Annotated in this window: 14 protein-coding genes; 6 read left to right on the top strand and 8 right to left on the bottom strand. The window is 69.0% G+C overall.

Going from position 1 to position 16,926, the window contains the following annotated elements; all coding sequences use genetic code 11:
* Positions 1-84 precede the first annotated feature (84 nt).
* Positions 85-417 (top strand): PilZ domain-containing protein, encoded by a 333-nt coding sequence (locus GCU42_RS02270; protein ID WP_162789253.1) that lies wholly within the window; start codon positions 85-87, stop codon positions 415-417.
* Here GCU42_RS02270 and GCU42_RS02265 read toward each other — a convergent pair.
* From GCU42_RS02265 to GCU42_RS02245, 5 genes are read right to left on the bottom strand one after another with little or no spacing between them, the layout of a single operon-like run.
* Positions 414-1,454, bottom strand: coding sequence for a YeiH family protein (locus GCU42_RS02265; RefSeq protein WP_205214991.1), 1,041 nt, complete (start codon positions 1,452-1,454; stop codon positions 414-416). The two genes, GCU42_RS02270 and GCU42_RS02265, sit on opposite strands and share 4 nt — an antisense overlap.
* Entirely contained in the window at positions 1,451-2,923 is a 1,473-nt protein-coding gene (locus tag GCU42_RS02260) for a glycerol kinase (RefSeq protein ID WP_114228035.1), read from the bottom strand. The genes GCU42_RS02265 and GCU42_RS02260 overlap by 4 nt, the downstream gene beginning before the upstream one ends.
* A complete protein-coding gene (locus GCU42_RS02255; RefSeq protein ID WP_114228036.1) occupies positions 2,920-3,510 on the bottom strand; it encodes a 3,4-dihydroxy-2-butanone-4-phosphate synthase in 591 nt (196 codons plus the stop codon). The genes GCU42_RS02260 and GCU42_RS02255 overlap by 4 nt, the downstream gene beginning before the upstream one ends.
* Positions 3,507-4,064, bottom strand: coding sequence for an NADPH-dependent FMN reductase (locus GCU42_RS02250; protein ID WP_114228037.1), 558 nt, complete (start codon positions 4,062-4,064; stop codon positions 3,507-3,509). Before GCU42_RS02250 ends, GCU42_RS02255 begins: the two co-directional genes overlap by 4 nt.
* Positions 4,061-5,554, bottom strand: a complete 1,494-nt coding sequence (locus GCU42_RS02245) for a glycerol-3-phosphate dehydrogenase (protein WP_114228038.1) — start codon at positions 5,552-5,554, stop codon at positions 4,061-4,063. The genes GCU42_RS02250 and GCU42_RS02245 overlap by 4 nt, the downstream gene beginning before the upstream one ends.
* Before the next feature lie 103 nt (positions 5,555-5,657).
* Between GCU42_RS02245 and GCU42_RS02240 the strand changes: the two genes are divergently transcribed.
* Complete coding sequence (locus GCU42_RS02240) at positions 5,658-6,908, top strand: MFS transporter (protein ID WP_114228039.1); 1,251 nt, start codon at positions 5,658-5,660, stop codon at positions 6,906-6,908.
* Between the two features lie 66 nt (positions 6,909-6,974).
* On the opposite strand, the gene GCU42_RS02235 is transcribed toward GCU42_RS02240, so the two are convergent.
* Complete coding sequence (locus GCU42_RS02235) at positions 6,975-9,497, bottom strand: TonB-dependent receptor (RefSeq protein WP_240309488.1); 2,523 nt, start codon at positions 9,495-9,497, stop codon at positions 6,975-6,977.
* A gap of 111 nt (positions 9,498-9,608) precedes the next feature.
* Between GCU42_RS02235 and GCU42_RS02230 the strand changes: the two genes are divergently transcribed.
* The 4 genes from GCU42_RS02230 to GCU42_RS02215 are packed head-to-tail and all read left to right on the top strand — an operon-like array spanning position 9,609 to position 14,657.
* Positions 9,609-11,660, top strand: coding sequence for an alpha-glucosidase (locus tag GCU42_RS02230; protein WP_114228041.1), 2,052 nt, complete (start codon positions 9,609-9,611; stop codon positions 11,658-11,660).
* Complete coding sequence (locus GCU42_RS02225) at positions 11,657-12,673, top strand: LacI family DNA-binding transcriptional regulator (RefSeq protein WP_114228042.1); 1,017 nt, start codon at positions 11,657-11,659, stop codon at positions 12,671-12,673. Before GCU42_RS02230 ends, GCU42_RS02225 begins: the two co-directional genes overlap by 4 nt.
* Positions 12,670-13,575, top strand: a complete 906-nt coding sequence (locus tag GCU42_RS02220; protein WP_114228043.1) for an aldo/keto reductase — start codon at positions 12,670-12,672, stop codon at positions 13,573-13,575. The genes GCU42_RS02225 and GCU42_RS02220 overlap by 4 nt, the downstream gene beginning before the upstream one ends.
* Complete coding sequence (locus GCU42_RS02215) at positions 13,572-14,657, top strand: LLM class flavin-dependent oxidoreductase (RefSeq protein ID WP_114228044.1); 1,086 nt, start codon at positions 13,572-13,574, stop codon at positions 14,655-14,657. Before GCU42_RS02220 ends, GCU42_RS02215 begins: the two co-directional genes overlap by 4 nt.
* Here the strand turns inward: GCU42_RS02215 and GCU42_RS02210 are convergent.
* Together GCU42_RS02210 and GCU42_RS02205 are read right to left on the bottom strand one after the other, a co-directional pair.
* Complete coding sequence (locus GCU42_RS02210; protein ID WP_114228045.1) at positions 14,654-15,559, bottom strand: glucosamine inositolphosphorylceramide transferase family protein; 906 nt, start codon at positions 15,557-15,559, stop codon at positions 14,654-14,656. The two genes, GCU42_RS02215 and GCU42_RS02210, sit on opposite strands and share 4 nt — an antisense overlap.
* 23 nt (positions 15,560-15,582) lie before the next feature.
* Positions 15,583-16,818 (bottom strand): glycosyltransferase, encoded by a 1,236-nt coding sequence (locus GCU42_RS02205; protein ID WP_162789255.1) that lies wholly within the window; start codon positions 16,816-16,818, stop codon positions 15,583-15,585.
* Positions 16,819-16,926 lie beyond the last annotated feature (108 nt).

Genomic DNA, 16,926 nt, shown 5'->3' with positions numbered 1-16,926 from the left:
TCACTCATTGTGGCGCGCAAGCGTGCTTTAACCCTCTTGGGCGCAAGGATGGCGGGCCGACAGGAGGGTGTGCCGATGGCGAGTATGAGCAAGCGTCAGCAAGCGGCGGAGGACCAGCGGATCCACGATCGCGTCACGGTCCGCTGCCCGGCGCGGGTCCGCATCGGCAATCGTCAGCACGCCGCTTATCTCGAGAACATCTCGCTCGGCGGCGCGCGCCTTAAGACCTTCGGCACGATCCGCGATACCGGCAAGGTGACGCTGAAGCTGCCCGACCTGCCTCCGCTCATGGGCGAATTGCGGTGGGTCGAGGATGCCGCCGGCGGCGTGATGTTCGCGCTGCCCGAAGTCTCCGAACTGGTCCGTCGCTGGATCGCCGAGCGCAATGCCAAGAGCCGCGAGCCCGGCAACGACTAGAGCAGGGCGAGCATCCCGAGCGCCAGCCCGACCATCATCAGATTGACCAGCACGGTCGCGCCGGCAACGCGCGGCCCGACCTCGCCGAGCGTCTTCAGGCGGACGCCGAAGCCGAGCCCGGCCATCGCCACCACCGCCAACCAGTTCGACACCAGCCCGAGCGGTCGCGCGAGGTCCTCGCCGATCAGCCCCGTCCAGCGGCACACTGCAAGCACGAGGAACGCGATGATGAACCACGGCAGGAACAGCCGCGGCCGCGCGGCTGGCGCGACCGAACTGTCGGCATCGGCGAAGCGCGGGGCGAGCAGCGACAGCAGCAGGGTCAACGGCCCGAGCATCAGCACCCGGGCGAGCTTCACAAAGGTCGCCAGCGTGATGGTCGCCGCCCCGAACGGCGCCGCGGCGGCGAGCACCTGGGGCACGGCATAGACGGTGAGGCCACTCAGCAGCGCATAGCGCGGAAGCGGAAGCGCGAAGACATAGACCGCGATCGGCAGCAGCAGCACGGTGACCACGCCGAGCAAGGCGGTGAGAGAGATGGCGGCGGCGATCTCTTCCTCGTCGGCGCCGATTATCGGTGCCACCGCCGCGATCGCGCTGTTCCCGCAGATCGCATTGCCCGCCGCGATCAGCATCGCCAGCCGGCGGTTGAGGCCGAGCAGGCGCCCGAGCCAGAAACCGCCCGCCAGCGCCACGAACACCATCGCGGCGATCAGGACGACCGCGACCAGCCCAAGCGTTTCCAGTGCGGCAATGCTCAAGGTGGCGCCGAGCAGGGCGACCGCAACGTCGAGCACGGTCTTGGCGCCGAAGCGGATGCCCGGGGCGACCGATGGCGGGAGCCTGAAGCTGTTGGCGAGCGCCATACCGAGCAGAATGGCGAGTACCAGCGGTTCGAGCCAGGCGCGGCCGAGCAGCAGTGCCTCGCCCGCGCCGAGCGCTTGCGCGGCTAGCCCGACCGCGACGCACAGCGCTAAGCCGGGCAGCAGCGACAGCGGCGCGCGGCCGTTCGGCTCGGTCGAGGGCGCGCTGCTCACTCGGTAGCGGCCAGCAGGTCGTTCCATCCGCCGAGGCGGCGCGCGCGGGCATCGACGTCGGTTTGCGGCGCGAACTCCTGCGACGCGGGGAGCATCGCCGCGGCGGCGGCGGCGAGATTTGGGTGAAGCCCCGCCCCAACCGCCGCCAGCATCGCCGCGCCGCGCGCGGTGGTCTCGACATCGGCCGGGCGCCGCACCGGCAACTCGAGCATGTCGGCGAGGTCCTGGGCGAGCCAGTCATTGGCGCTCATCCCGCCGTCGATCCGCAACTCTGCCCAGCGCGCGCCGGCGGCGGCGAAGGCGGCGGCGAGATCGACCGTCTGGTGGCTGATCGCCTCGAGCGCGGCGCGGATGACGTGCGCGCGACCGGTGCTAAACGTCATGCCGGCGATCACCGCAGTGGCGTTGGGCCGCCAGTAGGGCGCGCCCAGGCCGGACAGCGCGGGCAGCAGGAACACACCGCCATTGTCAGCCACCGAGCGGGCCAGCGCCTCGCTCTCGCCCGCCGACAGCAGCATCTTCAAATCGTCGCGGAGCCACTTGATCAGGCTGCCGGCGACGAAGATCGAGCCTTCGAGCGCATAGTGCCGCTGACCGCCGACGTCGCACAGCACGGTGCCGAGCAGGCGGCCGGGGTCGTCCGGGCGGCGCTCGCCCAGATTGGTCAGGACGAAGGCGCCCGTGCCGAGCGTCAGCTTGGTCTGGCCTGGCGCGAGACAGCCCTGGCCGATCGTCGCCGATTGCTGGTCGCCGACCAGCGCGCAGATCGGGATGGCGGCGCCGAACCATTCAGCGTCGGTCTCCCCTACCCGCTCCGCCGTACCGACGATCCGCGGCAGCGCCGCCCGGGGCACACCGATGAGGTCGCACAGCGCCGGGTCCCAATCCTGGCCGTCGAGCGGCATCAGCATCGTCCGGCTAGCGTTGGTGGCGTCGGTGACGTGCGCGGCGCCCTTGGTGAGCTGCCAGGTCAGCCAGCTTTCGACCGTGCCGAAGGCGAGCGCTTCGCCGGCATCCAGAACGGCGGGTTGCCCGAGCAACCAGGCCATCTTGGTGCCCGAGAAATAAGGATCGAGGAGCAGGCCGGTGCGGCGCTGGACCTCAGGCTCGTGCCCGGCGGCGCGAAGCTCGGCGCAGCGGTCAGCGGTGCGGCGATCTTGCCAGACGATTGCGCGGTGGAGCGGCTGGCTCGTGCGGCGGTCCCACGCGACCACGGTCTCGCGTTGATTGGTGATGCCGATCGCGGCGATGGCGGCGGGGCCGCCGATCCGCTCGACCAGCTCGCGCCCGCAGGCGAGCGTTTCGCGCCAGATCTCGTCGGCGTCATGCTCGACCAGACCGGGCGCCGGATAATGTTGCGTCAGCGGGCGACTGCAACTGCCGTGAACCGACCCGTCGCGGCCGTAGAGGATGGCCCGGGTCGAGCTGGTGCCTTCGTCGAGAACCAGGATCAGCGGCTGTCCGCTCATGCCGCGTGGTCCTTCACCCACTGGCCGATGTCGACCACCGGGATGTTCGCGGCGGTGGCCCAGCCGGAAATCTCACGCAGCCGCGCCATGCTGCCGTCCTCGCGCAACATCGCGCACAGGACGACGCCGTCGCCGAGCCCGGCGTCGGCGACGATGGCGAGACCCGCCTCAAGCGTCGACAGGCGCTTGGCGGGGCCAGCAGGGTCGGCGATCAGGGGGAAGACGTGGCCGGGCGAGACGAGGTCGGCGCGACCCTTGGCCGGATCGACCGCGACGGTGATCGTGTGCGCCCGGTCGGCGGCGCTGATCCCGGTCGAAACCCCTTCGGCCGCCTCGATCGACTGGCCGAAGGGCCGGCCGCTGCTGCCGTGATGCTCGCGCTGCTGCAGCTCGATCCCGAGCGCGGCGGCGCGTTCGGCGCTGAGGCCGAGGCAGATGAGGCCGCGGCCGTGGCGCGCCATGAAGGCGATCGTGTCGGGGGTGATCCGGCTGGCGGCGGCGGCGAGGTCGAGGTCGCCGCCGCGCAGGGCGTCACCGGCGAGCACGACCAGCCCGCCTGCCCCGAGATGTTCGGCAAGGTTGCTCATGCAAATCGTCCCGCGGCCTGCGCCACCTGGCGGCCGACCAGCTCGAGCTGGCCCTGGATGCTGGGATCGAGGCAGGCGCCATTGTCGTGGAAGCTGTCGGGCCCGGTCTTGATCGCGGCGCCGAACGGGGTCGGCCAACCGCGCAGCGCGTGGGCGATGGTCCTCAGCGTGGTCATTCCGCTGTTGGCGGCCTGGTGGCCGAACGCGGTGACGATGAGGCCGACCGGACGGCCTTCGAGATAGGGCCGGCGATCCTGGGCAAGCTCCTCGAGGTAATCGATCGCATTCTTGACCATCCCCGAGACGGTGCCGTGATAGCCGGGACTGGCGAGGATCACGCCGTCCGCCGCACGCACCGCCTCGATGAGGTCCTTCCCATCGGCCGCGCTCCAGTCGGGGCCGCGATAGTGCGGGAGGCGGGCCATGTAGGCGCCGTCGAAGGTGGCGACTTCGGCGCCCTCGTCGGCGGCGGCAGCGGCGGCAATCGCGAGGGCGCGCTCGGTGCTGCTGCCGGGCCTGATGGTGCCGCCGATGGCGACGATTCGGCGGGTCATTCGGCGGGCTCCTTGAACAAAGCGGCGAGGCGGGCGCGCCCATCGGGCGGGATGACGAGGCCGAGCTTCGAGCGCCGCCACAAAATGTCGTCGCTGCTCATCGCCCACTCCTCTTTTCGCAGCCAGTCGACCTCGGCCTGCGACAGGCCCGCGCCATAATAAGCGCCGAGGTCGTCCCAGGCTTGCGCCGCACCGAGCCAGCGCCGCGCCTCGGTGCCATAGGCTTTGCCGATCCGGCGCGTGTCGTGGGGCGCGAGGAAGGGATAGTCGCGGGCGAGATCGTCGATCAGCCGGTCGAGCCCCTGCACCGGGAAGTCGCCGCCGGGCAGCGACGACCCGCCGGTCCAGGCGCCGCCGGCCAGCGCGGGCAGGCGCGGTGCCAATCTGTCGACCGCGGTCTCGGCGAGGTGGCGGTAGGCGGTGATCTTGCCGCCGAAGATGTTGAGCAGCGGTGCGCCCTCGCCCTCGTCGCTGAGATCGAGGCGGTAGCCGCGGGTGGCCGCTTCAGGCTTGCCGCTGGCGTCGGCGACCAGCGCGCGCACGCCGCTGTAGGTCCAGTCGACGTCTGACCGGGTCAGCTGGCGCTCGAAATAGAGGTTCGCGCCCTCGATCAGATAGGCGATCTCTTCCTCGCTGGCGCGCGGCGGGACGTCGGGGCCGGGATGGTCGACGTCGGTCGTGCCGATCAGCGTGAACTTTTCCTCATAGGGAATGGCGAAGAAGATGCGGCCGTCGCGCAACTGGAAGAAATAAGCGAACGGATGGTCGAACAGCGCCGGAACGACGATGTGCGAGCCGCGCACGAGGCGGACGACCGGGGCTTCGGCGGCCGGTTCGGCGCGGCCGATGACGGTCGCCACCGCCGGACCTGCCGCATTGACCAGTGCGCTCGCGCGGAAGGTCCGACCACCGGCCTCGATCGTCCACCGCTCATTCTCGCGGCGGGCGGCGGTGAGTTCGTGACGGGTGAGGACGGTCGCACCGCGCGCCGCGGCGCCGCGGGCGTTCAGCACCACCAGCCGCGCGTCGTCGACCCAACCGTCGCTATATTCGAATGCGCGCCCGGCATGGTCGCGGAGCGCGGCGCCCGCCGGATGCGCGGCCAGCGTCACCGTCCGCGTCGCTGGCAGCAGCTTGCGGCCGCCCAGATGGTCGTAGAGGAACAGCCCCGCGCGGATCATCCAGGCCGGGCGCTGGGTCTCGGTCAACGGGAGCACGAAGCGCATTGGCTGAATGCAGTGCGGCGCCATCGCCCACAGCCGCTCGCGCTCGATCAAGGCCTCGCGGACCAGCCCGAACTCGTAATGCTCGAGGTAGCGCAGGCCGCCGTGGATGAGCTTGGTCGAGGCCGACGAGGTGCCCGAGGCGAGGTCGCCGCGCTCGAGCAGGAGCACGCGCGCGCCCCGTCCCGCCGCATCGTAGGCGACGCCGGCGCCGTTGATGCCGCCGCCGATGACCGCCAGATCGAAACTCTCCGGACTGCCGCTCACTGCTCCCCTCGACCCGTCTGTCTTACGGTGTCATAGTCTCGCGATGCTGTGGCCCAAGCCGGGCGGCTTGGCAACGCCTGAGGGCGTAGCGGGGAGAGTGAGGATGGACCAGCGCGAAGACCAGGAACCCAGCGAGGCGGGGCCTGAACTGGCGGTTCAGCGCCTGCTGATCGTGCTGATCTTCGCGGCGAGCGCGCTCAACTACGTCGATCGGCAGGTGCTGGCGCTGCTCAAGCCGACGCTCGAGGCGCAATTCCACTGGACCGACGAGCAATTCGCGCATTTGGGATCGGTGTTCCAGATCACCGCGGCGGCCTCGTTGCTCGGGGTCGGCTGGTTCGTCGACCGCGTCGGTGTACGCTGGTCCTATGCCCTGGCCGTCGGCGTCTGGAGCGTAGCCGGCATGGCGCATGCCGCCGCGCGCACGGTCACCCAGTTCGTGCTGGCGCGGGCGGTGCTGGCGGCGGCGGAATCGGTCAATACGCCCGCCGCGCTCAAGGCTTCGGCGGTCTATCTCCCGCTCGATCGCCGCTCACGCGGGATCGGGTTGGTCAACACCGCTCCCAATATCGGCGCGATCATTACCCCATTGCTGATCCCGCCGCTGGCGCTCGCCTTCGGCTGGCAATCGGCGTTCGTGGTGACGGGCGGCCTCGGCTTCCTCTGGCTGATCGCCTGGTGGTGGGGTACGCGCCGGTTGAAGCCGGTGGTGGCCGAGAACAGCCTCCAGGCGCGCGGCGCACGCAACGTCGGTGCGGTCCTGCGCGACCGGGCGAGCTGGGCGGTGATCGGCGCCAAGGCACTAACCGACCTCGTCTGGTGGTTCGTGCTGTTCTGGATGCCCGACTTCTTTAACCGGCAATTCGGCCTGTCGCAGGGCAAGTTGGGCGTTCCGGTCGCGATCATCTTCCTGCTCGCCGCCGCCGGGGCGCTCAGCAGCGGCGCGGTTTACCCGTGGCTGCTGGCGCGTGGCTGGAGCGTCGATCGCGCGCGTAAATCATCGATGCTGTTCTACGCGCTGGTGGTACTGGCGATGCCGCTCGCGTTGCTGGTTCACAGCCCCTATTTGGCGGCAGTCCTGATCGGCCTCGGCCTGTTCGCGCACCAGGGCTTCTCGACCAACATCTTCGGCATGGCGACCGACATCGTCCCGGCGGCGCGGATCGGCACGGTGATCGCGTTCGGCGGGGTGGCCGGCAATCTGACCGGCAGCGGGATCATCGAGTTGGCCGGCTGGTCGCTGACCAACGGCCATGGCTATGCGCCGATGTTCGTGATCTGCGGCTCGGCCTATCTGCTGGCCTTGCTGTTCATCCACCTGGTCGAGCCGCGCCTGACCCTTCGCCAAGGCTGACGGCGCACAAAAAAAGGGGCGGCCCCGGAGGGAGGCCGCCCCATCTTCGCGCTGGAGGATGAGCGCTTAGAAGTTCACCCGCCCGGTGATCCCGTAATAGCGATCGGCGTCGCGCGGGATCTGGTAGCGATAGCTGCCCGCTGGACCACCGTTGGTGATCGCCGCAGCGTAGCTGGTGTCAAACAGGTTGCGGACCTGGAAAGTCAGCCGGTAGCGGTCCGCCGAATCGCCGACGCCAATCGAGGCGTTGACGATCGCATAGCTCTTGATCGTCCCGAGCTGGCGCTGGACCGGGTCGGAGGCGAACAGCGCAAGCTGACTCGACTGCGCATTGCCGTTCGCGCCGAGGTAGACGTCAACCGGGCCGCCGGTGCGGACGTGGTAATTGGCCGACAGCGAGCCCTTCCACTTGGGCGCGAAGCCGAGCGGGGTGAACGGCGGAATGATCGCGCTGCTCGCCGCGCCCGGGGCGGCGTTGAACTTGTCGACGGTCGCGTCGGTGTAGGCGACGCCCCCGCTGACCGTCAGGTCGTCCAGCGGACGCCAGATGAGATCGGCCTCGACGCCGCGGGTCGAGACAGTCCCGGCGTTGGTGAAGCGGGTAACGACCACCCCGGCGACGAGGTCGGGATTGTTGGCCTGGAAGTTGTTGTACTTGGCGTAGAAGGCGTCGAGGTTGAGGACCAGCCGCCCACCCAGGAACGTGTTCTTGAGCCCGACCTCGTAGCTGTTCGACGTTTCTGGATCGATCCGGTTGGTGCCCGTCGCGGTCAGATTGTAGAAGATGTTGTAGGCCGGGCCCTTATAGCCGCGGGTATAGCTCACATAGCCCATGATATCGCGGCTGAAGTCGTACTGTAGCGCGGCCTTGCCCGAGACGTTGCTGCTGCTGGTGCGGGTGCGGAAGGGCACGCCGTTAGAGGCAAGCGGCGCGGCGGCGAGCGCGGCGGCAACCGTGCTGCCCGAGTTGATCAACTGGACGTAGCGATCATAGACGCCCTGGTCGAAGTTGGGCTGGATGCCCGGCGCGGCGGTCGGCTGGCCGGAACCGTTGAGGGTAAGGCCGGTCGAAACGCGGCTGTGGAAGACCGACAGACGGTCCTTGGTCCAGCGCAGCCCGCCGACGAAGCGGAAGCGGTCGGTGGCGTTGAACACGCCCTGGCCGAACACTGCGAAATTGCGGAAGGTCGAGCCGAAGTCGGCGGTCCCGGAGGGCGTCGTCGAGGCGTTGGCATTGGGTCCGCCGCACGGGATCAGCACGTTGGTCGGCGCTCCAGTCGCGGCAGTGCAGACGACGTCGTTGCGGGTGAACACGCGCTCCGACTTGGCGCGCGAATAATAGCCGCCGAGGACATAGCTGATGAGCTGCTTGGACGGACTGGTCAGCCGCACTTCCTGTGACAGCGTGCTGCTGGTCTGCGGGCCGAAATCGTGAAGCTGGTTGAAGCCGACATAGGCGCGCGGCAGCCAGTCGCCGTCGCGGATCTCGGTGTTATCCCACTTGCGATAGGCGGTGATGCTGGTGAAGGTGTCGTTGCCGACCGGCACGTCGACCTGGCCCGAGACGCCCCATCCCTTCTCCTTGGTCCGGGTGACGAGGTCCTGGTTGATGGTGCGGGTGTTGTCGCCGAGCGGGGTCGGCAGGACAGAGAACACCGGCGCGGCGGTGGTGAAGCCGGTGGCGACACCATTGGCGACGACCGGGGTGCCGGTGGCGATCACCTCGGCGCAGCAATTGTCGTTGTTCTTGTGATAGTCGCCGATCAGCAGCACGCGCAGCCCGCTGTCGGGGCGGTAGAGCAGTTGCCCGCGCACGCCGTAATGCTTGTAGCCGTTCACCCGGTCGTTGTTCTGGGCGAGGTTGCGGATGTTCCCGTCGTAATGGCCATAGAAGCCGGTGACGCGGGTCAGCACGTCCTTGGACAGCGGAACGTTGATCACTCCGCGCAGGCGCACCTCGCTACCGCCGGTAAAGTAACTCGCCTCGACCGTCCCGCCGGGCCGCGCGGTCGGCTGCTTCGTAAGGATGTTGATGACGCCCGCCGAAGCGTTCTTGCCGAACAGCGTGCCCTGCGGTCCACGCAGAACCTCAAGCTGGTCGACGTCGATGAGGTCCGAAAAGGCCTCGCCCGAGCGGGCGTAGACGACACCGTCGACGATGGTCGAGACCGATGGCTCGCCCGCGATCGAGAAGGAGGCGGTGCCGACGCCGCGCAGGAAGATGGTCTGGTTAAGCGTAGTGCCCGACTTGAGGAAGTTGAGCGCCGGGACGAGCTGGGTCGCGCTCTCGATGCTCGGGCGCGCGGCGGTCTCAAGCGCGGTGCCACTGACCACCGACACGGCGACCGGAATGTCCTGCAGCCGCTCGCTGCGCTTCTGCGCGGTGACGACGATGTCGCCGGGAGCGGCATCGTTGGCATTGGCCGCCGGCGCCTGTGCCTGGTCGCTGCTGGTGGCGGGCGGCGCCGCCGGGTCGGCGGGCGGGACCGAAGGCGGCGTCTGCACCGCCGGAGCGGGCTGTGCGGCGAGCGCCGGTCCCGCCATGCCAACGGTGGACAGAATCGTGCCTAGCAGAAGCGTGTTCTTCATTGCTCTTTCCTCCTCACCGCGCGCGGCGACTCCTCCTACGGTCGGAGTTTGCCCCAACCATCCTCACGCAGAGGTTGATATCGACCGTCCCTTTATGTCAAGCGTTGTCATATGGCCGAGGGGCAAGCAGCTTCGAGCAATCGACTGGCGTGGCGAGAGCGCGACGGCGACATCGCGCTGACGCTGGGCGACGTGGTGCTTCTCGACACCGGCAAGGGTGCGATCGCGCGAATCGCGAAGGGTGCGCCGACGGTCGAGATGTTCCGCGGCAATTTCCGAATCGGCGATTCGCCCCGTGACGAACAGGTGCTGGCGTTCGCGACCCTGGAGGGCGAGCGGCTGCTGCTGGCGACCAGCGAAACCGCCGCGCCAACGCTCGAACTGTCGCTGGCCACGCGCGCCGATACCGATGGCGTGCTCGTAGTGCGCACGCTGGTCCAGGACTTTGATCGCATCTGGCTCCAGCTCGAAGGAGCGCCGGGCGAGCACCATTGGGGCGGCGGCGAGCAGATGAGCTATCTGCGACTGACCGGTCGCCGCTTTCCGATTTGGACCAGTGAACCGGGCGTCGGCCGCGACAAGGACGATCCCTTCACCAAAGCGATGGACACCGCGGCAATGGCCGGCGGCGACTATTGGACGACCAACTATCCACAGCCGACCTATCTCTCGTCGCGCGGCTATGCCTGCCATTCGACGAGTAGCGGCTATGGCGTGCTCGACTTCACCGATACGCGCGGTCCGTTGCTCGAATGCTGGCAAGGCGAGGTCGAGCTCGAATTCACCGCCGGCGCTACGCCGGTGGCGCTGGTCGAACAATTGTCGACCCGCTTTGGCCGCCAGCCGCCACTCCCCGACTGGGCAATCGGCGGGGCGATCGTCGGGCTCAAGGAGGGCATCCGCAGTTTCGAACGGCTCGAGCGGATCGTCGCGGCGGGCGCGGCGGTCAGCGGACTGTGGTGCGAGGATTGGGCGGGCATCCGCGAGACCAGCTTCGGCCGGCGCCTGTTCTGGGACTGGCAGTGGAACGCGCAGCGCTATCCCGACCTCCCCCACCGCATCGCCGACCTCAACGCGCGCGGCATCCGCTTCCTCGCCTACGCCAACCCCCATCTGGCGGTCGACGGACCGATGTACGCCGAGGCGGTCGCCGGCGGCCACCTCGCGCTACGCCAGGACAGCGACGAACCCTATGCGGTCGACTTCGGCGAGTTTGAGGCCGGGGTAGTCGATTTCACCCGCGAGGAAAGTTGCGCCTGGTTCGCCGAGCGCGTGCTCGGGCGCGAGCTGCTCGACCTCGGTATCGATGGCTGGATGGCGGATTTCGGCGAATATCTGCCGACCGACGTGCGACTGGCGAGCGGCGAAGATCCGATGCTCGCGCATAATCGCTGGCCGGTGCTGTGGGCCGAGGTCAACGCGCGGGCGCTCAAGTCGCGGGGCAAGCGGGGTCAGGCGTTGTTCTTCATGCGCGCCGGCTTCTCGGGGGTGCAGGCGCATTGCCCGTTGCTGTGGGCTGGCGACCAGAGCGTCGATTTCTCGCGGCACGACGGGATAAACACGGTGATCACCGCCGCGCTCTCGGCCGGGCTGGTCGGCAACGCTTACAGCCATTCGGACTGCGGGGGCTACACCTCGATCGGCGGCAAGGTGCGCAGCGCCGAACTGCTGATGCGCTGGTGCGAATTGGCGGCCTTCGCGCCCGTCATGCGCAGCCACGAGGGCAACCGGCCCGACGACAATCTGCAGATCGACAGCAGCGACGAATTGCTCGCCTGCTTCGCCCGCTGGAGCCGGGTCCACGCCGCGCTTGCGCCCTACGTCCGGCACCTGTGCGACGAGGCGGTGATGAGCGGGCTGCCGGCGCAGCGCGCGATGTTCCTCCATTACCTCGACGACCCCGAATGCGCAGCGTTGCAGGACCAATATCTCTACGGCGCAGACCTGCTGGTCGCCCCGGTGGTCGAGGAAGGCGCGACCGAGCGGCGGGTGTATCTGCCCGCGGGTGAGCGCTGGACCCACCTCTGGTCGGGCGCTCCAGCGGGTCCCGGGTGGGTGACCGCCGCCGCGCCGATCGGCAGCCCGCCGGTCTACTTCCGCGAGGGCAGCGACTTCGCGCCCTTGTTCGCAGGCCTTCCTTCGGCTTTGGCGGGGGCGCAATGAGCGAGCGCAGCAACATCCGCGACGTCGCGAGCCGCGCCGGCGTGTCGGTGAAGACCGTCAGCCGGGTGCTCAACCGCCACCCCTATGTAAGTGCCGCGACCCGTCAGCGGGTCGAGGCCGCGGTGCAGGCGCTCGACTTCAAGCCCAGCGTCGCCGCGCGCATCCTGTCGGGCGCCAAGTCGAACCAGCTCGCGCTGATCTACGACAACCACAGCCCCTATTACATGCACCAGGTCCTGACTGGCTGCTGGGAGCGCTGCCATGAGCTCGGCGTTCGCCTGCTGTCGCAGCCGGTGGTCGTGACCGACGCCGACGTCGGCGACCAGGTCCGCGGATTGATTGACGAGACCCATGTCGACGGGGTGATCCTGTCCTCGCCGGTGACGGATTGCGAACCGGTGCTCGAAGCGCTCGAGGCGATCGGCACGCCGTTCGTGCGGATCAGCCCGGGCACCAACCACGCGCGCTCCTCGTCGGTGTTCATGGATGACGTCCAGGCGGCCGACGACATGACGACTTACCTCATCAATCGTGGCCACCGGCGGATCGCCTTCATCCGTGGGCATCCCAACCACTTGGCCTCGGACGACCGGTTGTTCGGCTACCGCCGGGCGCTCGACCGGGCCGGCATCGCGTTCGAGCCGCAACTGGTCGCCGACGGACTGTTCGACTTCGACAGCGGCTGCGCGGGAGCGGCGCAGTTTCTCGACTTGCCCCGGCCGCCGACCGCGATCTTCGCCGCCAATGACGACATGGCCGCAGGGGTGCTTGCGGTCGCGCACGACCGTGGGATGGACCTGCCGCGCGAGCTGTCGGTGGTCGGGTTCGACGACACCACGCTGGCGCGCACCGTGTGGCCGCCGCTGACCACTATCCACCAGCCGATGTTCGACCTCGCCAGCACCGCCACCGGCCTTCTGCTGTCGGGCGAGTTCGCGCATCGCCGCCTCGATCACCGCCTCGTCGAGCGCGCCTCGGTCGCGCCGCCGGCGGCGCGCAAGGAGAAGAAATGAGCGAACTGCCCTTGCCGCCGTCGACCCTGCCGCTCGGTCCGTCGGGACCGTCGATCTCGCCGCTCGCGTGGGGGATGTGGCGCCTGGCGGGCTCGCGCGCCGAGGCGGCGACGCTGGTGGCCGCGGCGCTCGACGCCGGCATCACCCTGCTCGACACCGCCGACATCTATGGCTTCGATGGCAGCGGCGGGTTCGGTGATGCCGAAACGCTGCTGGGCGAGGTGTTGGCGGCCGATCCTGCCTTACGCGGCCGGATGGTGCTGGCGACCAAGGGCGGCATCCGCCCGCCCCTCCCCTACGACCAGAGCGGTGCGTATCTGGCCGAAGCGCTCGACGCCTCGCTCAAGCGGCTTCAGGTCGAGCGAGTCGAACTCTACCAGATCCATCGCCCCGACATACTCGCCCATCCGCACGAGGTCGCCCGCGCGCTCGAAAATGCGGTCGCAAGCGGCAAGGTCGGCGCGGTCGGGGTGTCGAACTTCACCACCGCGCAGATCACCGCGCTGGCGCATTTCCTGACCGTGCCGCTGGCCTCGACCCAGCCCGAGATTTCGCCGCTGCGGATCGACTGTTTCGAGAATGGCGAACTCGACCAGGCGATGCAGCTGGGGATGCGCCCGCTCGCCTGGTCGCCGCTCGGCGGCGGGCGTCTGGTCGATCCGCAGGGCGAGCGCGATCGCGCCATCGCTGCGGCGCTCGACGCGGTCGCGCACGACCAAAACGTCAGCCGCACGGTCGCCGCCTACAGCTGGCTGATGGCGCATCCGGCCGGGATCGTTCCGATCGTCGGCAGCCAGCGCCCCGAGCGGATCCGCGAGGCGGCACAGGCGACCGCGGTCCGCTGGAACCGCGAGCATTGGTATGCGGTGCTGGTCGCCGCCAGAGGAGAGAAATTACCATGAGCGCCCAAGGTCCGTGCGAAGTCAGCTGGTTCTCGGCGCTGTGCGACGACGACTATGAGTATCTCGGCGTCCCCGACGACAAATTGCGCTCGAGCTGGGAGCATTGCCGCAACATCGTGCTGGCCGCCGAGGATGGCGGCTATGACAACATCCTGTTGCCGTCGGGCTATCAGCTCGGCGTCGACACGACGGTTTTTGCCGCGGCGATCGCGCCCTACCTCCAGCGACTCAAGCTGCTGTGGGCGGTGCGCACCGGCGAGGACTGGCCCGCGCAGCTCGCCCGGCGGGTGGCAACGCTCGACCGCATCCTCGGCTGGAACGCCGACCACAGCGGCGGGCGGTTGACAGTCAACATCATCGCCTCCGACCTGCCGGGCGAAAAACTCCCCTCGGCGGCGCGCTACCAGCGCGCGATCGAGGTGATGCGCATCCTCAAGACGCTGCTGGCGGGCGAGCATCTCAGCCACCAGGGCGAATTCTATAACCTCGACCTCGATCCGATGCGGATCACGACGCTGTCGGGCAAGCCGCCCCTGCTCTACTTCGGCGGCCTCAGCGACGAGGCGCGCGAGGCGGCGGCGATCGGCTGCGACGTCTATCTGATGTGGCCCGACACCATGCCCAAGGTGAAGGAGACGATCGCCGACCTCAAGGCGCGGGCCGCCAGCCATGGGCGCGAGTTGCGCTTCGGCTATCGGGTCCACGTCATCGTCCGCGAGACCGAGAGCGAGGCCCGCGCTTACGCCGACAAATTGCTGTCGAAACTCGACGCCGCCACCGGCGACGCAATCCGCAACAAGTCGCTCGACGCGCAGAATTATGGCGTCCAGCGGCAGGCGGAGCTGCGCGGCGCGGCCGATGGCGAGGGCTTCGTCGAGGACAATCTGTGGACCGGGATCGGGCGTGCGCGCTCGGGCTGCGGCTCGGCAATCGTCGGCGATCCCGACCAGGTGCTCGCTAAGCTCCAGGCCTATCGCGAGGCCGGGATCGATGCCTTCATCCTCTCGGGCTATCCGCACATCGCCGAATGCGACTTGTTCGCACGCCACGTCCTGCCGCGGATCGACCACGCGCCGTTCTAGCGGCGGAGGCGCGCCCGCAGCTTGCGCCATTCACGCGCGCCTTCCATCGCGATCCCGCGCGCGGAAAGATCGATCCGCTTGACGTCGAACAGGGTCACCGAGCCGGCTTCCGACAAAGTGTGCAGGCCGCGATCGAACGGCGCGATCCCCGCTGGCGGCGCGATCGCCGGGCCGAGGGTGTGCGACGCGGCGGTGGGCGAGATTTTGAGCGACAGGATGCGGGTCGCGCCGCCGTAAGTGCGGCGGCAATCCTGGACCGGCAGAACGATCGTCTCTCCGTCCGAGATCGCACGTCCGGCCGGGCGCGATCCGTCGAGGCCTGTGCGGATGGGGTTGGCGGGATGCGGCGTCCACGGACCGCGCGGATGGTCCGCCCACGCGGCGTGCAGGACACCCTGCTTGGCGAACTCGCTCGTCGCCGGGCAGTAGAGCAGCCACCAGCGGCCCTGATGGAAGACCGGCGTTGCATCGACCGGAACCTCGGGCAGTTTGAGGTCGGCGGCCGCGGTCCAGCCATGCGGAAAATCGGTCGCGCGGTATAGGGTCGAGCCGCCGCCGCGATGCGCCTCGGGCAGCAGCCAGGTTTCGCCCTCGGCTTCAAATACGATCGGATAGGACAGGTGCCAGGGTTCGGCGAGCACGGTTGACCGGTCGAGCAAGTGCAGGTCGGACGAATAGGTCAGCGCCTCGATCGTGCCGATCCGGACACGATAGTCGTAGGCCTCGACGAAGATGTGGAGGCGATCGTCGCGCCACAGTCCGAACGGGTCGGCGAGGAAGCGGAATGGGCCGGGATCGGGCAACCAGACGAGTCGCTCGCCGGCGAGCGATCCTCGCGCGACGATGGTCGCGAACGGCGCGCAGGCGATGGCGCTGCGCCAGATATCCTTGCGAAGCGGCACGTTCTGCTCCCGGTGGAGCGTGCTTAGAGCGCGGCCCGCTCCATCGCGCAATCGGCGGCGAGCGCGGCGGTGTCGTTGGCCGAGACCAGTAGCCGCGCCGCCTGCCCGTCGAAGCCGGGAGCGATGCCGACGAGGCTGAGGTAGCGGCGCGCGACCGGGCCGATGCGGAACCGCTCGACCAATGCGGCGAGCGCGGCGGGGTCGACCGCGGGGCGAGCGAGCATCTGCTCGATGCCGCGCGCGAGCGCCCCGACATCGCAGATCGGCACCACTTGTCCGGCCTGCGGATCGTGGAGCAATTCGTGCACCGCCGGCGAGCAATCGGTCGCCAGCACCGGCCGGCCCGCCGCCAGTGCTTCGATGATGACGGCCCCATAGCCCTCATGCTCCGAAGGCATCGCGAGGAAGCTGGCGCGATCGAGCCAAGGGCGGATGTCGGGGACATAGCCGAGCAATTGCACCCGCGCCTCAAGACCGAGTTCGCTCACCAACGCCCTGATCGCCACCTCGTTCGGGCCCGAGCCGGCGATCACCAGCCGCGCCAAGGGATGACGGGCCGCGGCGAAGGCCCGCACCAACGTCTCGATGCCCTTGCCCGGCACCAGCCGTGAGGCGGCGAAGATCACCGGTGCGTCGCCAGCGACCGGCGCCCGCAGCCGTTCACGGCGCTGCCCCAGTGCCGGCAGCGGGATGGCGGTGACGTCGGTGCGGCCGAGCATCCGTCCGGCCTGCCGCGCCGCGCCCCAGCACATGCCGACGACCTGGTCGACGTGGCGCAGCCTCGAACGCATGCGATGCTCGAACAGGCGCTGGCGAAGAGGCCCGCGCTGGGGCTTGGACAAGGCGGCGCTGACCTGCGCGATGATCCGCGGGCGGATTGCGGCCGGAAGGCTGGCGAGCGGCCCGGCGACCGGCCAGTGGGTGTTGCCGGGAATGTAGACCGCATCGACCGGATGGGCCGCGAAATGCGCGCGGGCGGCGAGCGCCAGGCGGCGCAGCGAACCGCGTCCGCGAGCGATCGGAAGTTCCGGACCGGCCAGTTTCACTGACGGATGGAGCAGATCGATCAGCGGCCCGCTACGGGCGCCGCAGAAGAGCTCGACCTCGACCCCGAGCAGCGACCAGTGATTTGCGAGGCGAACGGCAATCCGCTCGGTGCCGCCGAGTGCGAAGTCATGGATCACCACGCCCATCCGCGGTCGCGGCCCGATCGCGGCCTGGCGGCCGATCGGCAGGCGCAACTCGAACGAGCGGTGCATGGAAGCGAGCGGAGCGGCCCAGGCCATAGAATTTTTGCACAATCCTCGGTGGCTACTGCCCGTTAGACGGCGCGTCGGGTCCGAAGCCGCAGCGGGTTACTTGCATTT

It is taken from the genome of Sphingomonas ginsengisoli An et al. 2013, assembly GCF_009363895.1.
Lineage (GTDB): Bacteria > Pseudomonadota > Alphaproteobacteria > Sphingomonadales > Sphingomonadaceae > Sphingomicrobium > Sphingomicrobium ginsengisoli.
The sequence above is the reverse complement of the archived record's forward strand: the minus strand, read 5'-3'. Positions and strand labels throughout refer to the sequence as shown.

Bases quoted from the DNA above. Each gene is read 5' to 3' on its own strand.
- GCU42_RS02250 (WP_114228037.1), bottom strand. From the start codon at position 4,064: ATGACCCGCCGAATCGTCGCCATCGGCGGCACCATCAGGCCCGGCAGC.
- GCU42_RS02205 (WP_162789255.1), bottom strand. From the start codon at position 16,818: ATGCACCGCTCGTTCGAGTTGCGCCTGCCGATCGGCCGCCAGGCCGCG.
- GCU42_RS02240 (WP_114228039.1), top strand. From the start codon at position 5,658: ATGGACCAGCGCGAAGACCAGGAACCCAGCGAGGCGGGGCCTGAACTG.
- GCU42_RS02235 (WP_240309488.1), bottom strand. From the start codon at position 9,497: ATGAAGAACACGCTTCTGCTAGGCACGATTCTGTCCACCGTTGGCATG.
- GCU42_RS02255 (WP_114228036.1), bottom strand. From the start codon at position 3,510: ATGAGCAACCTTGCCGAACATCTCGGGGCAGGCGGGCTGGTCGTGCTC.
- GCU42_RS02215 (WP_114228044.1), top strand. From the start codon at position 13,572: ATGAGCGCCCAAGGTCCGTGCGAAGTCAGCTGGTTCTCGGCGCTGTGC.
- GCU42_RS02230 (WP_114228041.1), top strand. From the start codon at position 9,609: ATGGCCGAGGGGCAAGCAGCTTCGAGCAATCGACTGGCGTGGCGAGAG.
- GCU42_RS02225 (WP_114228042.1), top strand. From the start codon at position 11,657: ATGAGCGAGCGCAGCAACATCCGCGACGTCGCGAGCCGCGCCGGCGTG.
- GCU42_RS02260 (WP_114228035.1), bottom strand. From the start codon at position 2,923: ATGAGCGGACAGCCGCTGATCCTGGTTCTCGACGAAGGCACCAGCTCG.
- GCU42_RS02270 (WP_162789253.1), top strand. From the start codon at position 85: ATGAGCAAGCGTCAGCAAGCGGCGGAGGACCAGCGGATCCACGATCGC.
- GCU42_RS02220 (WP_114228043.1), top strand. From the start codon at position 12,670: ATGAGCGAACTGCCCTTGCCGCCGTCGACCCTGCCGCTCGGTCCGTCG.